The following is a 24,390-nucleotide window of genomic DNA, read 5'->3' on the forward strand; positions in this document are numbered from 1 at the left end:
CTCTGTGCTGACAGAGAAGAAGGACCTGCATGTATTAAAGCCTGTACCAAAAGAGCGATTAGCGTTGCAGACCCTGAAAAGATCCGTGCTAAAAATCAGGAAAAATATCTTGCAAAAATGGCAGGATTATACGAACCTGACAGTAAAGGCGGATTTGTCCATGTTATTACAAGTCAGGCAAGAGCAAGACTTGTTTTAGATGAATAAAAAAGAATTATGTATAATATAGGAAACTGTACGGATTGTACAACCTGTGGAAGCTGTCAACAAACACCAGATGTTGACACTCCTCTTTTATTTTGTATGCACTGCCAACCATCAGATGCCCCATGTTTAATTGCATGTAAAGAGAATGCCTTTGAGGTATTGGGCGGAGCCATAACATTGAATAAAGACAAATGCACACAATGCAGAGAATGTATGGATGTTTGCCCAATCAAGGTAATTAAGATTTAAATATCTTAAAATCCAAAAATAAGATTAATTAATTTTACAGGGTTTTTATTTTGATTACTAAAGATATTATTAGAGATACTGTTTATGAACTTTACAAACAGGCCGCCATCGTTCTTGGTGAAGATGTAAGGAAATCACTTGAAGATGCTCTTAAAATAGAAGACCATGACCTTGCAAGGTTAAATATTGAAGCTATCTTAAAGAATATTGAACTTGCTGAAGAGAAAGGTATTCCGATGTGCCAAGATACAGGTCTGCCAGTTGTTTTTGTCAAGTTAGGTAATGTTGAAGTTGAAGACTTGCGCGGTGGAATCGAAGAAGGGATAAAAAAAGCCACTACAGACATTCCGATTAGACCAAATATCGTAGACCCCCTAACACGTGAAAATACCAACGTTAATGTGGGAGATTATATTCCTCCAATCGATATTGAACTGATTGATGAAGATTATCTTGAAATTACAATTCTACCTAAAGGATTTGGTTCAGAAAACAATAACGCATTAAAAATGGCGCTTCCTGCTGAAGGAATTGAAGGCATAAAGGAATTTGTCGTTGAATCTGTCCTTAAAGCCAAAGGAAAACCATGTCCCCCAACCGTTGTCGGTGTTGGAATTGGTGGAACCTCCGATTTATGCTTAAAACTTGGTAAAAAAGCATTGCTTGGAAAAATAGGTGAGAGAAATCCTGACCCCCAAATTGCAAAACTGGAAGAGGAAATTTTAGAAGAAATCAATGCGTCCGGAATCGGCCCTATGGGATTGGGGGGAAAGACCACAACTCTGGACGTTAAAATCCTGAAGGCACATACCCATACTGCAGGCCTTCCTATCGGCGTTTGCATCCAATGCTGGGCGGACAGGCATGCTACAACAAGAATATATGATAACTGATTGAATTTCAATCAATTATCCTCTTTTTTTAAAAATAATTATCTGAAAGACCGTGGAGTAGTTGGTCTTGGAATATTATCATGGAACTCAACGGCAACATCCATCATCTCAACGGAAATATCTCCAATTCTTTCGAATGCCTTGATAACCCTGAACAAATAAATGAAATAGTTTGAACGCTCTTTTTCATCGAATGAATTTTCAGCCATCTGTGTCGCAATCAGATTAATGGATTTGGCCTGTAGAATATGAATTGAATCCTCCAATTCCATCAAATCATCCTTAAGTTCGGTTCCACCTTCAACAAATGCTTTCATGGACAGTCCAATCATGTTTTGAGCGGTCTTGTACATCTTCTTCAGTTTTTTCAATACATTCTCATCAATTTCATAGATGTCATTGATTACGAATTTTGCAATATGTCCACAATAATCGCCAATACGCTCAAGATCATAAGCAATTTCATTGTAAAGAACTGATTTTGAAAATTCGGAACGTTGGTTGATGCTTAAAATGGTTTCAACTGATGTTCTGATTTTTTCAACCATGTTGTTGGTGGCATAATCCATTTCCAATGCCTTGTTTGCCATGTCCTCATCATATTCCAATACTGCATTGAATGAGGTTTCAAGCTGGGAATGAACATGTTTTGCCATATTGACGAGCATGTCATTTAACAGAACATTGCCTGTGCTGTTTTTTGGAAGTGAATATCCTGTCAGCGATTCAGTGAATTCCTCATAACTTTTCAAATCAATGATATAAGCTCTTTTAACAGTTCCTTCCTTTACCAAAGGCTGCAATAGCTGAGTGACATATCTGCGGGATATCCCTAACTTTTCAGCGATTTCATCCTGAGTGGAGGGATTTTCATATAGTATGCAGTCCAAAATATCCCTTAAAGTTTTATCCTTCTTGCTCATGTTATCAACTATTTCCTGTACTCGTCCAGCAAATCATTGGACTCAAAGTGAATTTGGCCTGAAGAGGCATTTATTTTTGCAGAATCATTTTCCCCGTCAATGTCATGCCTGAATTTCACATTGGTTTCCTTTCTAGGCATTGTTGGTTTGGTCTGCCTTTTAGGCTTTTTAACCTTAATGACCTTATGCCCTTCGTCATTGTGAAAATCTTCATGCATTCTAGGCTGCCTGACTTTTCTAACCTCATCGGGATTGAAAGATTTAACCTTTTTTCTGCTTTCGCTTTCAGAGCTATATGCAGACATCAAAATTCTGATAATGACAAATGAAAGTATCAGGAATGCTATGATAGCTATCGGCAAATCAAAATGTATGAATACCCCATCATAAAGGTCTGTGATAGTGTTTCCAAGGTCTACAAAACCTCTTGCCAAAAAGATAAGTCCGACAAATATCAGCAATACGCCATGTTCCTTTTTGACAAATTCAGGTTTTAGAATCAACGGATAAACACTGATAATCAGCACAGCAATTCCTAAAATCCTATACAGATTGTTGTTTGCAAAATCCTGAATCAACAGATACACATTGATAAATTCCTGTGGCAGGAACCCTGATTCTGAAAACAGTGCAAAGATTAAAAGCAATTGAATTAAAGCTATTACAACCAACGGAAATACATATGCAATTTCCCATTCAAAATCATGGCTGAAAGTTGCTTTGGATACAGGATTTTCTAATGCTTCTGAAAGCATATTATAGAGAACAGAAGAAATAACTGAACCTATAACGGTACCTGCAACACCTAAAACTGATGTTAATATTGCAACAAATGCAGATATGAAACCGACAAGTACTAGCTTTTTATAATTCATGATTTTCACCTTAAAAACAATTCATATTTTTTATTAAGTTATAATTTTTAATATATTTAAACATTAACAAAACAAAAAAAAATAACAGTTAAAAATAGTCTAAGAGCTTTAGGGGGGATTCGAACCCCCGACTTCTACCTTACCAAGGTAGCGCTCTACCACCTGAGCCACTAAAGCAAAATCGGGAAAAAAATTATAAAATAGTGCAAGGGAAGGGATTCGAACCCTCGAAGGCCTATACCAGAGGATCTTAAGTCCTCCCCCTTTGGCCGCTCGGGCACCCTTGCATACAATAGTAATATTTGACACAATAGTATATAAATGTTATCATTTTCATATACTTTCAGGCAAATATGTCCAAAAACTATATTATTATATTATTTGACAAACTATATAAATATTTAATATTAAAAATATTAATATTCTATAAATTAAATTAGATGGTGTATCAAATGCAAGTAGATATGGAAGAATGCGGAGTTTGTGAAGATTGTATTGACGTGTGCATGGAAGAGGCCATAACCAGAAGAGCTTATACAATAATTATCGACCCCAACAAATGCGATAACTGTGGGGAATGTGTTGACGTATGCCCAGTGGGCGCCATTTATGAAGACTGAATACAATCAAGATTACTATGAAAAAACGATTTACACTAATTGACTATTTAATAATTATTTTGGTAATAGGTGCTGTAGCATTTGCATTTATACACATTACCAGTGATGACTCATCCAATATACAAAAAACTGCTTTTGATTCATCCACATTAAACAAGCTTCCTGAAACATATTTGAACTATTATAAAGACGGACATGTCATCAAGGCTACAGTCGAAGGTTTCAATTCCAGTACCGGTGAGGAAGTGACAATCAACGGTACAGTGAAATGGGTTGATGAGGGATCTTCCGTCAGGGTTTTGGTTGAAACATCAAACGGAACTTATCTATGCGGTTTATATAAAAATACCCCATTTGCAGACATCTACCTCAAAACAATCTCAATTGAAACTGACGGAAGCGTTTATCCAAACTTATATGAATTTAAAATAAAACCAATGAACATTACTTCATTAAACGATTTGAACAGGAATTTGTCAAACAGCAATTATGAGATTTCAACTGGAATAACTTTCGATTCCCTTGATTCCACAAAAATCCAGGAAATAGAAAACAGGATTCTATCAGACAATAAAAGGATTTCCATCAAAAGCACAAACGAATTGTCAAACCAAATTGTTCTTTCAAAAGCAACCGACAAAAATCTAAAAGACGGAAATTCAATTTTAGGCAGCATCAATGGAGTAACTGATGAAATAACGCTTAGAATTTACAATTGCAGCCAAAGCGGCGTAGATAATATAAAAAATAACTATGAAGTTACAAACATTAGGCAATTTTAAGTTGTGTGTCCCATGAGCGTGATTTATTCCACCTTGACTTCACTGATTAATAAAATCAGCGACGAATTTCACAAATCCTTCTTATTTACAAGCATTTTTACCATTTTAGGATTTATCGAAAGCCAATGGGTTAACAGCTATTTTAAAAAATTATATCCGAGTGAAAATTTTTTGGGATTTTTGAATAAGAATGACATTTTAAAAAACCATATCTTCAATCCACTGATTGTAATATTCCTTTTTTCAATGTTTCTACTGTTGTCTCTGAATTCGCTGACTCTCAGTTTGACAATGACACTTGCAATAGGATTTATTGCATTTTTCATCGGATGCACTGTCCTTCCAAGACTCTTTTTGAATGGCAAAGCCAACGCAATCATCAGATTTGAACGAAAGGACATTTATTCAATTGGATTTTGCATTATACTGATAAGCATCGTATTCTTCTTTGTAAGCATAGCAACTGTTGGAGGAATACCTCTTTTAAAACCATCCATCAGATACCTTTTAAAGCCAATATTTACAATGCCTGTGTTTTTGATAATTCCTGGAACATGCATGGTTGCAAGTGCATATCTGAAGGATTTCAAGGACGGCGAAATCGCCCGTTCACAGGCAAGATTCAGATTTCTGGTTTTGCTTGCAATCGACTGTGGAATATTATTGCTTTTAGGCTACAGGACCCCCCTGCTTGCGGCATTTCTCATCATAATTATCATAGGTTTCTATGGAAATATCGTTTCACTTTGGGAAGTCGTAATAGGTGCTGCGATTGGTGTAGGTGCAATCATCGGAATCGGCTATTACAGGTCACTTGGAGAGATGACAATTACTTCATCAACAAATCCTTTCTATACACTGCAGTCAAGAGCGGACTTTACCCTGCATGTTCTTGATCTTCTTGACTTCATAGGGGGCAACTTTGGACTCACACATGGAAAGCTCCTGGCCAGTGCAATTCCCGGAAGCGATTTGGGGCCTAGAATGATGGTTGGAAAACTGATTGCATGGAGAACCGAAGTGACAGTCACCCCGACACTGCTTGGACAGATGGTGGTTGATTTCGGCAAATTTGGCGTAGCGGTTGAAATGTGCATTTTGGGTTTTATCTTAGGCATCGGTTTTAAAATAATGCAGATGACCAAAGACTTTTTCTATATTGGAATTTACTCCCTGATTTTAACATACACAATTTTAGGCATAGAAACCGGAATTTTGGACATTCAGGTTTTGCTTTACTTTGCAGTAGCAATTATAATCTATTTAACATGCCTTGTAAAATCAAGAAATTGAATGCTTTTTTTAACATTTTGTATTACTCAAATGCAAAAATAATACTAATTTGTATTACTTTAATAACATTTATATATTCAAATATAATTATATAAATAATTGTCAAGAAATATATAGGATTTATTAACAAGTATATTTAATAAAACTCCCAGATAACTTGATATTATTAAAAATAAACGAAAATAATACTTGAAAGTAATACTAATTTATAAATGGAAATAAAAAAAGTATTACTTTTAGAGAAATGGAGGAATTTAATTGCATATACCTGACGGATTTATACCTATTTCACAGTGCCTCATATACTATGTAATTTTAATCGTTGCATTGTACTTCTCTGTAAAATGGGCAAGATCTAACCTAGACGAAAAACGTATACCTCTTTTAGCCGTACTCGCTGCAGGTATCTTTGCAATCATGTCCATGAACATGCCGATTCCATTCGGTACAAGTGGACACATGGTTGGAGGAGCTCTTGTAGCCATCGTATTCCTCGCTCCTGAAGCTGCCGTTTTAGTATTTACAGTAGTATTATTAATCCAGGCATTAATCTTTGGAGATGGTGGTATCACCGCTCTCGGAGCAAACGTATTGAATATGGCAATCATAGGAGGATTCGTAGGATTATACACCTTTAAAGCACTTAAAAACATGATTGGAAAATATGCTGCAGCCGGTATTGGTGCATGGTTGGCTACTGTGCTTGCTGCTTTAGCATGTGCTATTGAAATGGCTATCGCAGGAACATTCCCAGTAAGCGTGGGTATCCCATCAATGGTATTATACCACTTCTTTATTGGAATAATTGAAGCAGTATTGACTGTCATTGTTCTTGTAGCCTTAGACAAATTCAGACCAGACCTACTCGCATGGAACAAAAGCGAAGGAGATGCATAATATGGATAAAAAAGATACCTATTTAATTGTAGTAGCAGTTGTCATTTGTATTGTAATATGCTGTCTTTCACCATATATTGCATCAGGTGATCCTGACGGTCTTGAAAAATCTGCAGAAGATTCAGGTCTTGCAGAAGATTTCGCTGTTGAAGAAATCAGCGGAATTCCAGAAGCAATCTTCCCAGATTATGCATTCGCAAATGATCCTGATAACCAGGCATTACAGATAGTGGCGCTGGTACTCGGTGCTATCATAACATTATTATTAGGATACGGCGTTGCAGCAATAGTAAGGCGTAGAAATTAAATTTTTTAATTTCTACAACTTTTTTTTTAAAAAATAATTGAAAATGATTAAAATTAACATAAGCGAATAATAATATATTACTACTTTTTAATATTATATTAGTGAATCAACATGGCAGATATAACACAGATAATAAGATTTGATGATTTGGCATCAAAAGACAGCCCAATACATAATTTGGAAGGGCGAATTAAGTTAATTTCCACTTTACTTATCATTATTGTATGTGTTGTGTCAAAAGAACTTTTCATACCCATAGTTTTAGAGATAATGCTATTGATTATATTAAAAATAGCAAAATTATCATATGTCGATTCATTTAAACGTTTGTTAATGTTACTTCCCTTTGGTGGAGCAATCATAATATTTCAACCTTTCATCCAGCCAGGAAACATCATCTGGAGCTATTCATGGTTACATATAACTGACTTTGGACTGAATTGGGCAATACTTTTGTTAGTTCGATTGATTGTGTCATTGACTACAATCATCATATATTCCTCAACAACACCCCTTCAGGAAATGGCAAGTTCTTTTAGAAAATTAAAGATGCCAAGGGATTTGGCCATGATATTGTCAATTATGGTAAGATTTTTATTTTTGTTTGTTGATGAGCTTGCAGCAATCAGGAAAAGCCAGAAATCAAGAAATTTCGACATCCATTCCAAAAAGGTGTCTTACAAATGGACAGTAAAGCAGGTGGGATATACTATAGGAATGATGTTTTTAAAGGCTTATGAACAGGGAGAAAGGGTTCACAAAAGTATGGTAAGCAGAGGATTTTCAGATACCTCTGAAATGTTCAATGAAAAAAAATCACCTGAAAAAAGCGACTACATTTACATAATCTCAATCATAGTTATCATAATAATCTTGGAAATAATTGTATTCAAATACTCAGGACAACTGGGTTACTTTGGCCAAAACTTTTCAATTAATTAGGTGTTAAAATGACAGACATTCATTTAGAGACAAAAAACTTATCTTTTACATATTCAGATGGAACAAAGGCTTTAAGAAATGTAAATATTCAAATTAAAAAAGGAGAAAAAATAGCCATTATGGGACCTAACGGAGCCGGCAAATCCACTTTGTTTTCCCATTTCAACGGTTTAACAGAACCTACTTCAGGCCATGTTGAAATTGACGGTGAAAAGATAGTTTTCGAAAGAGAAGAACTGCTTAAGGTAAGGCAAAAGGTTGGAATAGTATTCCAGGATCCCAATGATCAGCTCTTTGCACCTACAGTTAAGGAAGATGTCGCATTCGGACCTATGAACCTGGGACTTGAATATGAAGAAGTTGAAAAAAGAATCGCAGAATCACTGGAAATGGTCGGCATGAGAGGCTTTGAAGATAAAACCCCACACCACCTAAGCGGAGGCCAGCAGAAAAGAGTCGCCATTGCAGGAATTGTTGCAATGAGGCCTGAAATAATGATTCTTGATGAGCCTACTGCAGGTCTTGACCCTGAAGGTGTCGATAAGGTATTGGATATCTTAAACGAACTCAACAAAGATGGAATGAGCATAGTCATCTCTTCCCACGACATAGAGATGGTGAATGAATTTGCAGACAAGATCTTTGTCCTCTACAATGGTGAAATAATCGCCGAAGGAGACAAGCATCAGATATTTTCCGATAAGGAACTGTTAAAAAAAGCACACTTGAAAGCACCGGTTGCAACCGAAATACTTTATAAATTAAAAGAAAACGGATTGGATGTGGATACTGAAAAATTAAACATTGATGAAGTGGTTGAAGAAATATTGAAAGCGACAAAAAATTAATTTGTAGCTTTTCTTCTATTTTTAAGTTTATCCTTGAGTTTCACAATGAACTCAAATTCGTCGTCAAGTTCCGGAGAGTTGGCAAAGCCGCAGTTTGGGCAATGTATGCTATTGCAGCCAAGTTTGCCGCAGCTGGAACATCCACGATTTTCTATTGTAGTTTCATCAAATTCGAAACCACACATACGACATTTCATAATAACACCGTTAATAAAATTAGTTTAAAAAAAATAAATGAAAAGATTGAAGTTATTCCACTTCAATGTTTTCAGCTTCTTCTTTACGAAGACAAACATCATACCCTTTTACACTCATTTCAATAGGATCTCCTAAAGTAGCAACTTTTTTTACAGTAATTTTAGCTCCTTTTACAAAACCCATACCTAACAAGTGTCTTCTTAAATCCACGTCACCAGTATCATGGTATTTCACCAAAGTTACTGTTTCACCTGGTTTTGTATCTTTTAAGGTTTTCATATTATCACCATAATCAAATAATTTTTAGGCATACTAAAAATTCATTGTATTATATTATGTTACAACAAGTATATAAATATTTAGTTATGACTAAAAATTTAAAAAAAAGTGAAAATCAGAAACATCCGATTTCACTTATCCAAATCCTGCTAATCCTCCGATTTGGAAAATAAGGAATGAAACGATATATGCAGTTACTAAAGTAATGGCACACATTGTTAATGCCCATCTGTAACTGTTGGTTTCCTGTTTGATTGCACCGATAGCTGCAAAACATGGAGTGTACAATAAGGTAAACGCCATGAATGAGAATGCAGACAATGGAGTGAATGTGTCATGCACCAAACTTGTAATTCCTTCTTCATCATCCTCTTCCATACCTGCTAAAGTACCGAAGGTTGCAACTACAACTTCCTTAGCAGCCAATCCAGCAATAATAGCCACTGCAGCTTGCCAGGTTCCAAATCCTAATGGAGCAAATATTGGAGCGATAACACTACCAATCACACCTAAAAGGCTCATTTGAGGATCTGTTCCTCCCCATGGGAAGACATTCTGTAAAATCCACAATACTATAGAACAAGCAAGGATTAAAGTACCTGCTTTTCTTAAGAATCCTTTTACCTTTTCCCAGGTGTGTAAGAGTACACCTTTTATAGATGGTACCTTATATGTCGGCAATTCCATAACAAACGGTGTGGATAATCCTTTAAACATAGTCCTTTTGAGGATTGCTGCAACAATAAGTGCCACAACGATACCCAACAAGTAAATTGCAAGCAACATGTTACCTTGGTTTTCAGCGAAAAATGCTGCAATAAAAATACCGTAAATCGGTAATCTGGCAGTACATGACATGAAAGGAACAAGCATCATCGCAAGCATACGGTCCCCTTCGTTTTCCATGGTTCTTGTTGCCATAATAGCAGGCACACCACAACCAAATCCTAAAATCATAGGAATGAAAGCCTTACCGTGAAGACCCACAATTTTGTGCATTACAATATCCAATGTGAATGCAGCCCTTGCCAGATAACCACAGTCTTCCAATATGCTCAAGAATAAAAACATCAGAATAATGATTGGCAAGAAAGTAAGAACACCACCTACACCTCCGATGATTCCATCACAGATGAATGATGAAAGAAGACCCTCACCGAGGTAACTTGCTACTAATCCTCCTAACGCACCAAATGCTTCATCAATCATGTCCTGGAAAGGAGCACCGATTGTAAATGTCAATTGGAACATTGCCCACATGATAATGATAAATATGAATGGGGCTAAAATCCTGTTTGTAACAATCTTATCAATTTTATCTGTTGTTGTTTCTTTTTCAACAGCAGGTCTTTTGACTGCTTCAGCCATCAAACCGTCAATGAATGCATACCTTGCATTTGCAATAACTTCTTCGGGACCTTCATTATACACATCACGAAGGTGCGTACTCACTTTATCCACTTCAGCAAATATTTGGGAACTTTTTGAAGATCCTTGAACTTTTTCAATAACAATAGTGTCTTTTTCTAATAATTTTATTGCGGTCCATACTGACGGAACATCCAATAGACTTTTATCCTGTTCAATAATAGCTTGCAAATCCATCAAATGACCTTTGATGTCATTTCCATAGGATAACTTTTCACTGGAGTCGATTGGACTTTTGGACTGCTTTTCAACGGTTGTTAATAATTCTTCGAAACCGTCTTTATTTTTTGCATTTATTTCAACAACAGGGAATCCTAAAAGTTCGCTCATCAAACCAATGTCAATGATATGATCCCTTTTCTTTGCAAAATCGTTCATGTTAAGAGCCATCACCATGTTGGCTCCAAGTTCCATCATTTGAACTGTTAAATATAAATTACGTTCCAAATTAGCAGCATCAACTACATTAATAATTACATCAGAGTCATCATCCACAATGAAATCCCTTGAAACGATCTCCTCCATGGAGTGAGCGCTTAATGCATAATTACCCGGCAAATCAACAACCTCATATTCATAACTGCCGTGGGTAAAACTACCTTCTGCTCTTTCAACAGTTTTTCCAGGCCAGTTTCCGACATGTTGGCGCATACCAGTTAATTGATTGAATACAGTAGTTTTCCCTACATTAGGGTTTCCTGCTAATCCTACAATTAATTTTGTCATTAACCATTTCTCCCATTTTTTATTTTAAATTACTGAATCATATTTTATCAAAATACAACTCGATATACTAAAAAAAATTTTTAGTCTAAGTCTATAAATCCCTAAAAATTAGGTTAACCTAAACATAATATTAAATTGGATTTAATGCTATTTAAATATTTAGGTATACCAAATAAATTCAAAATTTATTTATAGTATTAAACCACCATATAATAAATTAGGTCGATATAATGAGTGAAGCCATTGAAAGTGCAAAACAGTACATTGCAGATGAAAATTGCAAAGAGGCATTGCAGCTAGCCCGTAAAAGGCATGGAAAGGATGACGTTGAAGACTATCTTGCAATTCTTGATTTGTTAATAGATGCAGACTACATACCTGCAATTGAAGAGAAAGGACTCTATTACCAATACTACGATGAAACACATGACAATAACGATTACGGTGAAAAATACTTCAACGAATACCTTGAAAAACAGCCAAGATCAATAAATGCAATATGTGACCTTGCACTATCCAGATTCAACAAAGGCCATGTCGATGAGGCAATTGACTACATGGACAAGGCACTTGAGAAATACAAATCATATTCAAGAGTTGAAAAGCCACGTATCAGCAAAAAGGAAGTTTTGATTGGTAAAATCGAGCTTTTGATTAAAGCCAAAAGACATGATGATGCGCTGGGCGAACTCAACAAATACGAAAACCAGTACGGAAGCAATGAAAAGCTGGATTTGTATAAGGGACAGATGCTTCAAAAGACTGGGAAAAACCGAGAAGCGCTCGAATATCTTGAAAGATCCATTCAAAATGAGGACACCATTATCGGATTCAATGCCAAAGGCGACGCATTATTTGAACTCAAACAATACAAGGAAGCATTGAAAAACTACAAAAACTGCATCCATTATGAAGGCAAGATTGAAGATGATTTAGAACTGATTACCAATTTCAACTACAAGGCGGCATTCTGCTGCGTCAATCTGGGAGATGACCAGGAAGCCATCAAATATCTGAACAAAACCATCAGCATGCTTAATGAACATGGCAGGCTTCCGAATGACATCGAAGCGATCTATCAGAAATGTTCCTTTGAAAAGGAAAGGATTATGAAAAAAGGCGAAGTAGAAGACAAGGAATTCAGAAAAACCAGATTCTTTTCAACAAGAACATCACTTATAATACTGGCAGCCATTCTAGTTTTATATCTCATATTGAGATTTTTGGGTTATCATTAACCCTGATTTTTAAATGAATTCAAAAGATTTATATATCAAAAAATAACAATAGTTATATAACTAGTTATTTTTAGACCGGATGTTTCTGACTAAAAATTTAGGCATGCCTAAAAATTTAGAAACATTTATATACTATGACAACCAACATCAATAACAAGTGACACATATTTAGGTACGCCTAAATATTCACTTGACAAAACATATATTATCAGTCGATAATAATACAATCTCCAAAAAACATATAGAATATTAAATTAGCTTTTCACAATTTTCTAATTTAATATCGGGAAATTATCTGCCAAAATTTCCATAAAACAAAACATTGGTGTTTATAACTCTCCAAAACATAAACACCAAAACTCTCTCTTTTTAAAAAATTTCTCAATATCCTTCGCCATCGTAATTTGAGGCATCATCATAGATTTCCTCATCCCAGTAATTATACTCAATATAATCATCGATTTGCTGGTTCAAACCCCAGTTATGATTATCATAATAATTATATGCATCAAAGCCCGAACTGACGCTTCTTAGAGTAACGTCCTTGGATTTGGAAGCGGACTTGTAATGGCTGTCCCCATAGAATTTTACTTTGACATTATAGCTTCCCACATCATATTTCACGCGAAGACCCTTGCCGTAGGATTTGGATTTCCATTCATAATTGCCGTTGGAATCAGTGATGGTATATTTGATTTTTCCGTTGCTTGATATTTCTCTGCCCTTGCTGTCGACAAGCTTGATTAGAATCACTCCTTTGCCGTCAAACCATTTGTCGGTAGATATTTTCACTTTAACGTTTTCCTTTGCAAATGCATGGCCTGCAAACAGTATAAAGCAAAGCCCAATAATAGCCAGAATGATGATGATTTTTCTGTTCATGATTTTTCACCTAAGGTTTAATGTGGATAATTTGTTACAACCTATATTTAAATATTAATTTTCATATATAATTAATTGATTCTTATGATTGAATATGACGATATAATTAAAGATTCCCCTTTTTTAGTAAACCATTTAATTTCATTGATTAAAACTCATGATTTTTACATGAATAAACACATTAAAAAGGAAACAGACATCCTGCCAAGCCAATATTACATGTTGCTGTTCCTGTATTATGAAATGGGTACAAACCAGTCAGATATTGCCAAAGCATGCCTGATGGACAGAAGTGGAGTTTCAAGAGCATTCAAGGATTTTGAAGAAAAGGGATTAATCATAAGGGAAGTTGACGAGGACAACAAAAGGGCATACAAAATCACATTGACTGAAAAGGGAATTGAAACTTCTGAATTTTTAATAAAAAAGGAAAAAGAATGGGACGATATGATCTGTGAAGAACTTGACATCTCCCGTGACGAGCTGCTTGAACTGCTGTCAAAACTATGCTTAAAATCCCTTGAGTTCAACAGAACCCATTTCTAGCCATATCCTTCAACTTCAAGATAATCGTCAATGCCATAGTCATCACCGTATTCATAGTGGTCGTAATATGCACCTGGATCGCTTCTTGACAATGAATACCTGTCACCAACTACAGTATGATAATGATTTTGAGAACCAGAAAAAGCCGCCTGATGTGCCTGTGGGATAGATTGTAGTATATGACATCTTAAAACCTGATGAGTTCAAATCAAGAATTTCATACATCAAATCACTTTCACCATACCATATATTGTCTGTTCCAAGAATTATCCCGTAAACATCTTTGCTTTCATAGGAGTACTCAATGAAGCATTTTGATTTGCCGTCCTTGGCATAGTCGGAAATATACATGTTTACATCATCATTGTTGAATTCATCGTAATTGTCCTGACTCGTTTTCCAAACAATCATATATCCCCGCAGACCATTATAAGTCACATAGGATATGTTTTTTGCATCGTAATATCCGTATGTTCCATAAGTTCCTGTGAAATTACCGTCTGGAATGTCCTTTTCGTCGATTTTCAGACAGCTGTCCAATGTTGCAACCAAAAAATCGTCCCCTCCGATATCTTCAATTACCTTATCCGAATATGATGCATGAGACGGTGGAATGACCAGATGAACCAGAGACCCGAAAATAAAGCTCCTAATTAGGAATAGTACACATACTATCACAATAATTATCAGGATATTTTTTGGTTTTGACATGATAATATATTAACAGTTTACACACATTTATAATTATTGTCCCAGAACAATTTTACCAAGTGCCGTCAATTTTACACTGCCACTACAATTCCACATTACCACAACAATTTTACGAGATGACTTCAATTTTACCAAATCGCATCAATTTTACCTTATGGCTTAAACAAACTATAAATTAAAGTTAATACAATTAATAGCTATGATAGAATTAGTTATTGCTTGTTTTATAGGAATACTCATTGGAACCACAACCGGAATGATACCTGGAATACACGTCAATACGGCCGGCGCAATCCTATTTGCGTCCTCCACATTTCTTTTGACGTTTCTATCTCCTGAATTTCTTTGCGTTCTTATGGTTTCAATGTCAATAGCACATGCACTGATAGAATTCGTTCCGTCAATGCTTTTGGGAGTCCCTCAGGAAGGCACAGCCACTTCCATCCTCCCAGGACACAGAATGGTTCTTCAGGGACGGTCAAAGGAAGTCATACGTATCGTCTCTGTAGGTGGCTTTGGAGCAATTATCGTGACCATAGTGATGCTTCCGGTTTTTGCAATACTTCTGCCCATTCTGCATGACATTTCAAAGCCGTTTACATGGACAATACTTCTTGTTGCATCAATATATCTGACATACCGCCTAACAGGAAACAGGAGGGATTTCCTATGGTCCCTTCTCTTGTTTGTCCTTTCAGGAATTTTGGGTTGGATTATCTTTCAGACCCCAATTTCGTCAGGCGTGACGTTAATGTGCACCTTTTCAGGTCTTTTCGGAATAAGTACAATACTCTTCAGCCTGAATGATTCATCGACAATACCACATCAAAATCCGTTTTACGAACTCAATCTGGATTTCGACAAGTTCAAAAGCATATTTGCAGGAGGAATTACCGGAGCCATACTGGGATTCCTTCCAGGGTTCGGCCCCGCACAGGGAACTGTTATAGCACAGGCTGCAAGTGGCACAAACGACAATGACGATGACGATACTGTGAATTTCCTTCTGGCGACATCAGGACTGAACGTTTCGGACTGCCTGTTTTCGCTGATTGCAATATACATCATTGGAAATCCAAGAAGCGGAATAGCAGTTTACATGTCATATCTGATTTCCGAGATGAACCTGAATCATCTGGCGATTTTCATTTTCGCATCATTAGTGGCAGTTTCCATTTCATTGGTGCTTTCCTTGAAACTGGGCGATTCTTTTTCTAGACTGATGGGCGGTGTTGACTACAGGAAACTATCAATCGGAGTGATTATGCTCCAGATACTGATCCTGTACATCTTCATCTTTTATTACAAGGCCCCGCTCGGATATATGACCTTAGCTCTGATTACCTCAACCGCAATGGGAATGCTGCCGCACTACATTGGCGTCGGCAAATCCCATCTGATGGGGATCTTAATCATTCCAGCTATTGTCATTTACATGCAGATGTTTATTTAGGTGATTTAAATGAGAAATTCATTAAAAGAAGAAATTAAAAAATTAAATTACGACATTGAGAATAGAGTTATTGTCAATCCGAATAAATTGACAATACTTCCATTAATACAAAATCAGAACATTAAAGAGAAATTTAGTGAAGAAAAACTTAGTGAAATATTGGATTTAAGTTCAGAAGACATTAAAAAACTAAAATTTTACGAAATGAATAATTTCCTAAATGATTCAACAAAAATTGAAGAGTACCTATCTGAATTTACAGACGTTATCATTGATAATCTCCCACAAGATTCAGACATACAAAGCATCAATTTTTTACTTTATGAACTTCTAATCAATATCTACAAACATTCACAATTCAAAAATGCATATATTCAAATAAATACTACTGAAAACAATCAAATTATTGAATTATGCATTATTGATGATGGAATTGGAATTCCTGGAAGTTTTAAAGAAGATTCAATAAAATTTGAAGATGATTGCAATGCTATTTTTGAAGCATTGAACGGTAAAACCACCGATAAAGAAAAATACAAATTGCATGGAAGAGGATTGAACTCCAGTGCCAGAATTACAACATTAGGATTCGAAGGAGAGATGTTAATAGCTTCAGGAAAAGGCATTTGTTTAATCAATTCTGATGGAATAGAAACCTGCAAAAACAGATACGAAATTGCTGGAACATTTATAATCCTAAAAATTCCAAATAAAAAAATTGAGAACATCTATAACTATTTAAAATATGAAAAAATAAATAAAATTCAAGGAGTGGAAGAATGAGCGAATTAGAAATTAATCTTGAAGAGAAATATTCCAAAAAGTTAGGTGTAGGACCTACAGCAAAAAAACTTTTTGATGAGATAAAAAACGAATCTTCAGTAACCCTAAATTTTGAAAACATCGAATTTATGAGCAGATCATTTGCTCAAGAGTACGTTTTTCAAAAGCACAGTTCAAAAATTGAAATTAAAGAAATCAACATGGACGATTCAATAAAAATGTTGTTGGACGTTGTTGAAGATGACTTTAAAAAAAGTTGTTTATAGCTAGATAATAACTACATTATCTGCTATTTTTTCTGCTTTTTCTTTAATTTCAGAAATGTCAACTCCAGGAAACGCATCAATGACACATAAATCCACATGACCCGCATCCAAATCTTCAAATGCATCGTTGTGGATTTCAAATCCATTTTTAATACCGTTAATGTCAAGGTTGTTTTTAAGCGCCTCAATCATCTCAGGGTTGGCATCATTGAATATTACCTTTTCAAATCCAAATTTCAATAAATAAATTCCAAGCGCTCCCAAACCGCACATTGCGTCAATGGCTGTGCCTTTCTTGATATCGTTGTTTTTCAGATAATTGTGCAGCCTGACAAGTTTGTCTTCGGTTGTCATTGCCACTTCTATGTGGTGTCTTGACTGATTTTTGACAAGAACTATCTTTTCGCCGAGCAATGTTCTCATCACGTTGATTTGAGTGTCATCGCCTACCAAAATTTCAAAGTGATTTATCTGAGAATCCCTGTCCAGTTTTCCAACTACATTTTGAGGACTTCCCCTTAAAACGCATTTCACTTCCGGAACTTCATCGGCCAATTTCAATGCGACTTCTTCAGTAAAATCCGGATGAAGCAATATCAAGGTGTTTTCCTGGATGAACTGAGGGTTTAGACTGCTGAAATAGAAATCAGACAGTGGAACCGGAGAGTTTCGCCTGAGCGTTGCCTTGTCGGGAACTATTTCACATTCTATCATTATCTTCAGGATGTGACTCATCACAATATCCAACGGCCTTTTCCCGCAACTGCACCTCATGTATTCCCCGTCATAGTCATCAAAGTTTATCAAATCCTTTAGCGGAGAGAATTTCTTGATTTGGATGTCTTTGCAGTTTTCACATTCATTTAGGGAATTAATTTTTTCGTCAATATCTATGATAAAATCACCTCAAAATTGCCTTTACAATATAATATTGATTTATACTAGTATATATGCTTTCGCAGGAAATAAAAAATTTATAAATAAGCAACGCCAATGTTAAATCAACTAAAAAATCGAAAAAAGTGATAAATATGAGCAATAATGAGATTATACCACAATATGACGTTGTCAGACAAAATTACAGCCCTAAGGAAAAATTGCTTTTAGGAGAACTTCGTGAAAATTTAGTTGACCTGGCCATATCATCAGGCGGAAATTTCCAGCCGAATGAAGACAAGCTACTGAATGACATCAGGAGCTTTTTATTTGCAAGGCTGTCACAGGACCCTCAAAATAATAAGCTCACAAATGAATATTTGGATACCCTGTCACTCAAGCTGCTCAGGGACATTATCGGATATGGTGAAATCGACCCTCTGATTCAGGATGACGATTTGGAGGAAATCATGATCAACGGAATAGACAAGCCTGTCTTTGTCTACCACAGAAAATACGGCATGATGAAGACAAACATCAGATTCGACGACGAAAAGGAACTTACAGATTTAATCGACTCAATCGCAAGGCAAATCAACCGCAGAATTGATCAGGAAACACCGATTTTAGACGGAAGGCTTGTAGACGGCTCAAGAATAAATGCAACTATACCTCCCGCATCTGCAGATGGCCCCACATTAACAATCAGGAAATTCAAAAAGGACCCTCTGACCGTGATTGACCTGATTAATTCCAAAACAATTTCAGTTGAGCTGGCCGCATTTTTATGGCTGTGCTTCGACGGACTGGGCGTGAAATCCGCAAATGCAATAATATCCGGAGGAACAAGTTCAGGTAAGACAACAACACTGAACGCCCTTTGCGCATTCATCAATCCGAAAGAGAGAATCATTACAATAGAAGACACACTGGAGCTGCAAATTCCTCATGAGCACGTCATCAGAATGGAAACAAAACCGGCAAACATCGAAAACAAAGGGGAGCTGACAATGAACGACCTTGTTAAAAACTCTCTTAGGCAAAGGCCTGACAGAATAATCGTTGGAGAAGTTAGAGCCGACGAGGCCATTACCCTTTTTACCGCCCTGAACACTGGCCATTCAGGATTTGGAACACTTCACTCCAATGATGCAAGAGAGACAATAACAAGATTGACAAACGAACCTATGTCCGTTCCGAAGATAATGATTGGTGCAATAGATTTCATCATAATGCAGAACCGAATCTATACTCCTTCCGGAGTCTCTTTCAGAAGAATCAGCGAAGTGGCAGAGGTGGTCGGAATAGAAGAGGGCGTTGTTCAGCTGAACAAGATTTTCGAATGGAATCCGGAAACTGACCAAATAGAGAACGTGAGCGTGTCAAGCAAGACCCTGTCCCAGATTGCAAATTTGAGCGGAAGGTCCATCAATGACCTTGGAAGGGAAATTGAAAACAGGCAAACCGTATTGAACCACATGGTCAAGCAGGACATCCGTTCAGTTGATGATGTGAAAGCCATTTTGGACCTGTACTACAAGGACAGTGAAAAAGTGCTGAACAGAATTCTTCTTGGAAGGTGATTTCTATTTTAAACAGGTTTTTCATATTGGTTGGAGGCATTGTGCTCAGTCTGGTTTCCTTTTACAAAAACATTTCAGTAAAAGACATATTTAAGAAAAGGGAATCAAAAAACAATGACGTTATCGAAGCGATATTTTCAAAGCTTGATTATGAAACAAATCCAAAAATACCTAAAATGGAAAAGGACGTTCTCGAAGACATCCGCCAGCGGCTGAAACCTGTCATGATGAAAAAGTCTTCGATAAAATTCGTCATACTTCTAACAGTTCTTCTGTTTATCATAAGGCCATTTGAAGTAGGAGGAATGTTTTTAACAGTAGTCGTGATGTTTTACATATTCCTCATCTATTATCCGAAAATCAGGGAGCAGCAAAGCTATACCGACCTCAATCAGGAGCTGCCCTATGCATTAAGACATATGGGAATAGAGCTGAAGTCCGGAAAGGGCCTTCATGACACATTAGTGACAATCAGAGATGCCGATTACGGCACATTTTCAAAAGAAATCCACAGAGTTCTGGAGGAAGTGAAATTCGGAAAATCCACTGAAGACTCGTTGCTTGAAATGTCTAAAAGGGTCAACTCTGAAGGCCTTACACGGGCGGTACAGCAGATTGTAGGCACTCTTAGAGTCGGAGGAAATTTGGCCAACAGTCTTGACATTATCGCAAAGGACATTTCATTTGAAATGCAAATCAAGTTAAAGGAATATTCCCAAAGGCTGAATTCTTTTATTTTGATTTATACTTTCATTGCCATTCTAGCGCCGGTAATCAGTCTGATAATGCTGATGGCAGGCTCTACGGTAATGGGGGATGTTATTTCATCAAGCATGCTACTTGTGATGTACTCATTGTTTTTCCCGATGGTTGTAGTGTTTATGGGACTGTTCATTAAAAAATTAGAACCGAATGTTTAAAAAAAATAAAAATCGAAAGGAATTAACCGAATAAGGTTTCAATTCCTTTTGATGCCAATAATCCTACGAATGCTCCTTGCTGGTCCATTACAATGTTTCCTTTGGAGTATTGGTCAATTGCAGCATTTATCATTGCAGACTTTACTTCAGGGTCTTTAGCTGCATTGGCTGCTGCCTTAACGATTTCAAGTACTGCATCTCCTCTTGAGACACCGTTACCCCAATCCTCTTCACGAATGAAATCAATACCACTTACCTGCATTTGACTTCCATTGACTTCCAATGGCCCTGCGGCAGCAAGTACTGCATCCAATGCTTCGGTATTGACTGCCACAACGGAATCAATGTGAGTATTTGTATTGTACTCGACAATTTCCTTTGCAAGCTGCATTGCTTCAGCATTGTTTGAACTCCAAAATGCATCGTGAAGAAGCAATCTGGCTCCAGCACCCTGTGTTTGTGCTTCCGCAGGTTCTGCGGCTGTCGGGTGAGTCATGCCCCCTGGATAAACAGCATAATAATTTTTAAGAGTACCGTTGTCCAAATGGACAATGAATGCCATGTCACAGGCCCCCATACCTGGCCTTCTTTCACTTTCATCGATGGCACATACTAAAATATTTTTGTCACCTTCAGTAAGTTCGGAGTTACTTCCGATGAATAGTGCGCCAGCGATTATTGCAATAAGACCTATTAAAACAATAATAATAATCGCGATAATTAACTTTTTTGTCCTATCCATAATTCCTACCTTTTTCAGTTATATACTAAACATATATTTTTAATTCAATATACTTAAATTTTAAGGTAAGAAAACAAAAAAAAGAAAAAAATAATAATTAATGACAGTTGCATCCAAAAAAGAAACACCATAATCTTTTAAATATTGATTTTTTCTCTTTGGATTCCTCTTTGACTTCACAACATTTTGCTTTGTTTGCCATAAATAACACCAATTAAGATAGGTGAAATTAAATAGGATTCCTATTTAATTTCTTGAGAGTAGTTATATGCATTGCCGAATCAGAAGAGAGTTAAACCAATTCAGCAATAATTGGAGAAAGTAATTTGATTCAATCAAATCACATTAGCAATTAAAATTAGATTTTTAGGTAGACCTAATTTTTATCACTAATGATAATGTTGTACTAAGACATATATAAATCTTTAGGTAAACCTAAATTTAAGTAAAAATAGAATCACAAAAAAATTGGAAAAAATAAATAAAAAAAGAAATAATGGAAGATCTTACATCAATCTTCCAACACCAGTGATTTCAATACTGGCTACACCTTCAATGGCTTGAACCATTTCTTCAACAGCTTCAGATCCGCCTTCACCATCTTCAGTGATGAAATTTAAGATGATAGCAACTAAACCAAAAGCGATTGGTTCTTCTGCAATATCATGAATTTCAGCACCTTCAGGCATTGAACTTTTGATAGTTTCTTTAATAGCTTCTAAATCTATATCTGGACTGTCAGGCATAATTTTCATAGTTGTTAATACTTCACCCATTCTAATTCCTCCATTTTATAAACTTATGGTCCTTCAAAACCACATTCGCATTTATAAGCGTGACCAAAGGTACGGCATTTTTCGCATCTTGCTATTTTTGCTCCACATTCAGGGCATTCGAATTCAACGAACGGTCCTGTTAATGGAATTTCTTGTTTACATGAAATACATTCTACAGTTTTCATTTTATATCACCTATTATTTGTGTGTAATCGAAATTATAATCATTTACATTATCATCTATAAGAGATAACACCCTTTCGGGATATTTTCCGTTTACAACATAACAATCAGTCCCAAACCTCAATAAAAGAGAAGGTAACATTACATCAATCGATGACTCCTGAAAAGTTAGTAACGTTTTTGCATCGATTTTACTTATGAATGTTGAACCCGGCTCCTTCGGTTCTTGGGTATATATACCATTTACATTTGTTACTATTAAAAGGTTTGCATTTAGAAGGTGTGAAATGTATGCTGCAATCGAATCTGAAGTCACATCCCATGAGCATTCGAATGGATCTTCCACCTTTAAAAATTCAGAAACAACAAAAATCGGAGTCAAACCTTCCTCTGAGATTACATTGACATCCTCTATCGAATAAGCAAGTTTTGCTGAATCGACCTTGTCATTGACAAGCTTTGCAATGATGTCCATGCAATCGATGGCTGTCCAGTGGTTTACCTCTTCTGAGAAGTGTTGTTCGCTGTTGTATTTGCGAATAAGATTTGCAAACTCGCCTCCTCCCAGAACAATGCATGAATCAGTGCCTTCAAGCCTGTTTGCCAATTCTATTGCATAATTTGGAAATAGGCTTCCCCCGATTTTTACAACCTGTTTTACGATGATAATCACGACCCTGTTTAATTAAAAGTAGCTTTCATTAAATGATGGTTTTGACTATAGAAGTTTCAAATCCCCTGTCACTTCGTCAAGGATTTCATCTTCATCAGGCCCGAGAGCCAAAACTGTAACGCTTGATGTAGGTATCTGAGTCCTTCCAGCATCAACTACCAAATAATTGGCAATGCCCTTTTCGTCGGCCAACTTCTTAAGTGCAGTCAACTCCTCCAAGGTCTGGACTTTCAAAACCACTTTGGCATAGGCCTCATTTTCCCATTTTCTGATTTTATCTGCAGGGGATTTCTTATATGCGCCAATGGCACCATGACAGCACTGTGCTGCGATTTTCCCTTTGCGCATTTTCAAATCTGTTCTGACAATCATTACCTGTTTCATGATAACGCCTACAAATTGTTCCTTTCCTTAATTTCAAGAACCTTATCAAGTGAAACTCCAGATTTTTCAGCAATTATTTCTGGTTCATCCCCAGATTTTAACCAATTGACAATAATTTGCTCCATCCCATCATCTTTTCCATTTTTATATTTGTTTTCACCATACTCATCAATCAAACTCATCCTATCACCTAACCTGTCACAAATAATATTCCTTTCCAAATCATCCTCAACGAATTTGTCAGTTGTTAACCACAAAACTCCCAGTGCCAGTTCCAACTGAGAAATAGATAAATTTTTTAACCTATTAATGATTTCAATAACTCTGTAGATATACACGACAATATCCTTACCTTTTTTACTTAAGGGAACCAGCGATAACAAAACTACATCCCTGCCAGTTGGCATTTCTTTATTTTTAAGTTTAGTTTCAACATTATTAATAATTTCGCTACTGGTCAAATTATTCAGTCCGATAACCTCATATTTAAAGGAATTTAATTTGTTGTATCTGTAGACAACAATTTTTGAATCCTCATCCGTGCTTAACACGGCCAAGTTAACCTCCTTGTCACTTTCCTTGTGTTGGTCTGTGATTGCAACATAGGAATGTGCCCTTCTTGAAAAGTCATCGTCAACTTTAGTGCTTTGAAATTCAATAATCCAAATCTCCTCATCCAATTCCAATATCAAATCCGGCTTGTATGTAGTCGGATCTAGTTGCCTTAGTTCTTTAGTCCATAATTTTACATTTTCAGACTTGATGCCCATTATCTCCAAAAGAATATGGGCATCCTCATCAGCCACGTTTTTGAACAACAAGTCCTCCTGAAATTCCGCCATAATGACACCTCCAAAGTTAATTGATTATAATTAGTAGAAAATAGTTAAAAATGATTTATATCAAA

Annotated in this window: 30 protein-coding genes, 2 tRNA genes and 1 pseudogene; 17 read left to right on the forward strand and 16 right to left on the reverse strand. The window is 36.2% G+C overall.

The window, feature by feature from the left end; all coding sequences use genetic code 11:
- The 3 genes and pseudogenes from Q0W26_RS04405 to Q0W26_RS04415 form a co-directional block, all read left to right on the forward strand.
- Nucleotides 1–207, forward strand: a pseudogene (locus Q0W26_RS04405) (ferredoxin); the annotation flags it as partial.
- 9 nt (nt 208–216) lie between these two features.
- The gene (locus tag Q0W26_RS04410) at nt 217–456 is read left to right on the forward strand and encodes a 4Fe-4S binding protein (RefSeq protein WP_298522821.1); all 240 of its coding nucleotides are present in this window, start codon (nt 217–219) and stop codon (nt 454–456) included.
- 50 nt (nt 457–506) lie between these two features.
- Entirely contained in the window at nt 507–1,349 is an 843-nt protein-coding gene (locus Q0W26_RS04415) for a fumarate hydratase (protein WP_298522825.1), read from the forward strand.
- Nucleotides 1,350–1,387: 38 nt separating this feature from the next.
- On the opposite strand, the gene Q0W26_RS04420 is transcribed toward Q0W26_RS04415, so the two are convergent.
- The 4 genes from Q0W26_RS04420 to Q0W26_RS04435 form a co-directional block, all read right to left on the reverse strand.
- Complete coding sequence (locus Q0W26_RS04420; RefSeq protein WP_298522828.1) at nt 1,388–2,272, reverse strand: phosphate uptake regulator PhoU; 885 nt, start codon at nt 2,270–2,272, stop codon at nt 1,388–1,390.
- 8 nt (nt 2,273–2,280) lie between these two features.
- Entirely contained in the window at nt 2,281–3,147 is an 867-nt protein-coding gene (locus Q0W26_RS04425) for a hypothetical protein (protein WP_298522831.1), read from the reverse strand.
- A gap of 104 nt (nt 3,148–3,251) precedes the next feature.
- Nucleotides 3,252–3,324: transfer RNA gene (locus Q0W26_RS04430), tRNA-Thr, on the reverse strand.
- Nucleotides 3,325–3,351: 27 nt separating this feature from the next.
- Nucleotides 3,352–3,434: transfer RNA gene (locus Q0W26_RS04435), tRNA-Leu, on the reverse strand.
- Nucleotides 3,435–3,599: 165 nt separating this feature from the next.
- Here Q0W26_RS04435 and Q0W26_RS04440 point away from each other — a divergent pair.
- From Q0W26_RS04440 to Q0W26_RS04470, 7 genes are all read left to right on the forward strand, one after another.
- The gene (locus Q0W26_RS04440) at nt 3,600–3,767 is read left to right on the forward strand and encodes a 4Fe-4S binding protein (RefSeq protein WP_298522832.1); all 168 of its coding nucleotides are present in this window, start codon (nt 3,600–3,602) and stop codon (nt 3,765–3,767) included.
- 59 nt (nt 3,768–3,826) lie between these two features.
- Nucleotides 3,827–4,549, forward strand: coding sequence for an adhesin (locus Q0W26_RS04445; RefSeq protein ID WP_298522835.1), 723 nt, complete (start codon nt 3,827–3,829; stop codon nt 4,547–4,549).
- Between the two features lie 12 nt (nt 4,550–4,561).
- Nucleotides 4,562–5,842, forward strand: a complete 1,281-nt coding sequence (locus tag Q0W26_RS04450) for an oligosaccharide repeat unit polymerase family protein (RefSeq protein ID WP_298522838.1) — start codon at nt 4,562–4,564, stop codon at nt 5,840–5,842.
- Nucleotides 5,843–6,100: 258 nt separating this feature from the next.
- Complete coding sequence (gene cbiM / locus Q0W26_RS04455; RefSeq protein ID WP_298522840.1) at nt 6,101–6,739, forward strand: cobalt transporter CbiM; 639 nt, start codon at nt 6,101–6,103, stop codon at nt 6,737–6,739.
- Between the two features lies 1 nt (nt 6,740).
- Complete coding sequence (locus Q0W26_RS04460; protein ID WP_298522843.1) at nt 6,741–7,046, forward strand: PDGLE domain-containing protein; 306 nt, start codon at nt 6,741–6,743, stop codon at nt 7,044–7,046.
- Between the two features lie 111 nt (nt 7,047–7,157).
- Entirely contained in the window at nt 7,158–7,988 is an 831-nt protein-coding gene (cbiQ, locus tag Q0W26_RS04465; protein WP_298522845.1) for a cobalt ECF transporter T component CbiQ, read from the forward strand.
- Nucleotides 7,989–7,996: 8 nt separating this feature from the next.
- Nucleotides 7,997–8,836 carry an energy-coupling factor ABC transporter ATP-binding protein gene (locus tag Q0W26_RS04470; RefSeq protein ID WP_298522849.1) on the forward strand — a complete coding sequence of 280 codons (840 nt, stop codon included), beginning with the start codon at nt 7,997–7,999 and terminating at the stop codon, nt 8,834–8,836.
- On the opposite strand, the gene Q0W26_RS04475 is transcribed toward Q0W26_RS04470, so the two are convergent.
- The 3 genes from Q0W26_RS04475 to feoB form a co-directional block, all read right to left on the reverse strand.
- Complete coding sequence (locus Q0W26_RS04475; protein ID WP_298522852.1) at nt 8,833–9,033, reverse strand: hypothetical protein; 201 nt, start codon at nt 9,031–9,033, stop codon at nt 8,833–8,835. The two genes, Q0W26_RS04470 and Q0W26_RS04475, sit on opposite strands and share 4 nt — an antisense overlap.
- A 52-nt stretch (nt 9,034–9,085) precedes the next feature.
- A complete protein-coding gene (locus Q0W26_RS04480; RefSeq protein WP_292827637.1) occupies nt 9,086–9,313 on the reverse strand; it encodes a FeoA family protein in 228 nt (75 codons plus the stop codon).
- Between the two features lie 135 nt (nt 9,314–9,448).
- Nucleotides 9,449–11,467 carry a ferrous iron transport protein B gene (gene feoB, locus Q0W26_RS04485; protein ID WP_298522854.1) on the reverse strand — a complete coding sequence of 673 codons (2,019 nt, stop codon included), beginning with the start codon at nt 11,465–11,467 and terminating at the stop codon, nt 9,449–9,451.
- Nucleotides 11,468–11,697: 230 nt separating this feature from the next.
- Here feoB and Q0W26_RS04490 point away from each other — a divergent pair, with 230 nt between their 5' ends.
- The gene (locus Q0W26_RS04490; RefSeq protein WP_298522856.1) at nt 11,698–12,705 is read left to right on the forward strand and encodes a lipopolysaccharide assembly protein LapB; all 1,008 of its coding nucleotides are present in this window, start codon (nt 11,698–11,700) and stop codon (nt 12,703–12,705) included.
- 381 nt (nt 12,706–13,086) lie between these two features.
- Here the strand turns inward: Q0W26_RS04490 and Q0W26_RS04495 are convergent, their stop codons facing one another.
- Nucleotides 13,087–13,587 (reverse strand): hypothetical protein, encoded by a 501-nt coding sequence (locus Q0W26_RS04495; protein WP_298522858.1) that lies wholly within the window; start codon nt 13,585–13,587, stop codon nt 13,087–13,089.
- 168 nt (nt 13,588–13,755) lie between these two features.
- Between Q0W26_RS04495 and Q0W26_RS04500 the strand changes: the two genes are divergently transcribed.
- On the forward strand, nt 13,756–14,133 hold the full coding sequence (locus Q0W26_RS04500; RefSeq protein WP_298522861.1) for a MarR family transcriptional regulator: 378 nt from the start codon (nt 13,756–13,758) through the stop codon (nt 14,131–14,133).
- 102 nt (nt 14,134–14,235) lie between these two features.
- On the opposite strand, the gene Q0W26_RS04505 is transcribed toward Q0W26_RS04500, so the two are convergent.
- Complete coding sequence (locus tag Q0W26_RS04505; protein WP_298522862.1) at nt 14,236–14,844, reverse strand: hypothetical protein; 609 nt, start codon at nt 14,842–14,844, stop codon at nt 14,236–14,238.
- A gap of 199 nt (nt 14,845–15,043) precedes the next feature.
- Here Q0W26_RS04505 and Q0W26_RS04510 point away from each other — a divergent pair, with 199 nt between their 5' ends.
- The 3 genes from Q0W26_RS04510 to Q0W26_RS04520 are packed head-to-tail and all read left to right on the forward strand — an operon-like array spanning nt 15,044 to nt 17,346.
- A complete protein-coding gene (locus Q0W26_RS04510; protein ID WP_298522863.1) occupies nt 15,044–16,297 on the forward strand; it encodes a tripartite tricarboxylate transporter permease in 1,254 nt (417 codons plus the stop codon).
- Between the two features lie 9 nt (nt 16,298–16,306).
- Nucleotides 16,307–17,080, forward strand: a complete 774-nt coding sequence (locus Q0W26_RS04515; protein WP_298522864.1) for an ATP-binding protein — start codon at nt 16,307–16,309, stop codon at nt 17,078–17,080.
- On the forward strand, nt 17,077–17,346 hold the full coding sequence (locus tag Q0W26_RS04520; RefSeq protein ID WP_298522866.1) for an STAS-like domain-containing protein: 270 nt from the start codon (nt 17,077–17,079) through the stop codon (nt 17,344–17,346). The genes Q0W26_RS04515 and Q0W26_RS04520 overlap by 4 nt, the downstream gene beginning before the upstream one ends.
- On the opposite strand, the gene Q0W26_RS04525 is transcribed toward Q0W26_RS04520, so the two are convergent.
- On the reverse strand, nt 17,347–18,153 hold the full coding sequence (locus tag Q0W26_RS04525; protein WP_298522867.1) for a methyltransferase: 807 nt from the start codon (nt 18,151–18,153) through the stop codon (nt 17,347–17,349).
- A 224-nt stretch (nt 18,154–18,377) separates the two neighbouring features.
- Here Q0W26_RS04525 and Q0W26_RS04530 point away from each other — a divergent pair, with 224 nt between their 5' ends.
- Nucleotides 18,378–19,805, forward strand: a complete 1,428-nt coding sequence (locus Q0W26_RS04530) for a CpaF family protein (RefSeq protein ID WP_298522869.1) — start codon at nt 18,378–18,380, stop codon at nt 19,803–19,805.
- A 41-nt stretch (nt 19,806–19,846) separates the two neighbouring features.
- Nucleotides 19,847–20,725 (forward strand): type II secretion system F family protein, encoded by an 879-nt coding sequence (locus Q0W26_RS04535; protein ID WP_298522870.1) that lies wholly within the window; start codon nt 19,847–19,849, stop codon nt 20,723–20,725.
- A 22-nt stretch (nt 20,726–20,747) separates the two neighbouring features.
- Here the strand turns inward: Q0W26_RS04535 and Q0W26_RS04540 are convergent, their stop codons facing one another.
- The 6 genes from Q0W26_RS04540 to Q0W26_RS04565 form a co-directional block, all read right to left on the reverse strand.
- Nucleotides 20,748–21,467, reverse strand: a complete 720-nt coding sequence (locus Q0W26_RS04540) for a DUF4012 domain-containing protein (RefSeq protein ID WP_298522871.1) — start codon at nt 21,465–21,467, stop codon at nt 20,748–20,750.
- A gap of 506 nt (nt 21,468–21,973) precedes the next feature.
- Entirely contained in the window at nt 21,974–22,243 is a 270-nt protein-coding gene (locus Q0W26_RS04545) for an elongation factor 1-beta (protein WP_298522873.1), read from the reverse strand.
- Between the two features lie 23 nt (nt 22,244–22,266).
- Nucleotides 22,267–22,428 carry a zinc finger domain-containing protein gene (locus tag Q0W26_RS04550; protein ID WP_292782670.1) on the reverse strand — a complete coding sequence of 54 codons (162 nt, stop codon included), beginning with the start codon at nt 22,426–22,428 and terminating at the stop codon, nt 22,267–22,269.
- Complete coding sequence (locus tag Q0W26_RS04555; RefSeq protein ID WP_298522875.1) at nt 22,425–23,099, reverse strand: delta 1-pyrroline-5-carboxylate synthetase; 675 nt, start codon at nt 23,097–23,099, stop codon at nt 22,425–22,427. Before Q0W26_RS04555 ends, Q0W26_RS04550 begins: the two co-directional genes overlap by 4 nt.
- Nucleotides 23,100–23,144: 45 nt before the next feature.
- Nucleotides 23,145–23,483 carry an aminoacyl-tRNA hydrolase gene (pth2, locus tag Q0W26_RS04560; protein ID WP_298522877.1) on the reverse strand — a complete coding sequence of 113 codons (339 nt, stop codon included), beginning with the start codon at nt 23,481–23,483 and terminating at the stop codon, nt 23,145–23,147.
- An 8-nt stretch (nt 23,484–23,491) separates the two neighbouring features.
- Entirely contained in the window at nt 23,492–24,325 is an 834-nt protein-coding gene (locus Q0W26_RS04565; RefSeq protein ID WP_298522878.1) for a hypothetical protein, read from the reverse strand.
- Nucleotides 24,326–24,390: the final 65 nt, after the last annotated feature.

The sequence above is a fragment of the uncultured Methanobrevibacter sp. genome, assembly GCF_947169325.1.
Classification (GTDB): Archaea; Methanobacteriota; Methanobacteria; order Methanobacteriales; family Methanobacteriaceae; genus Methanocatella.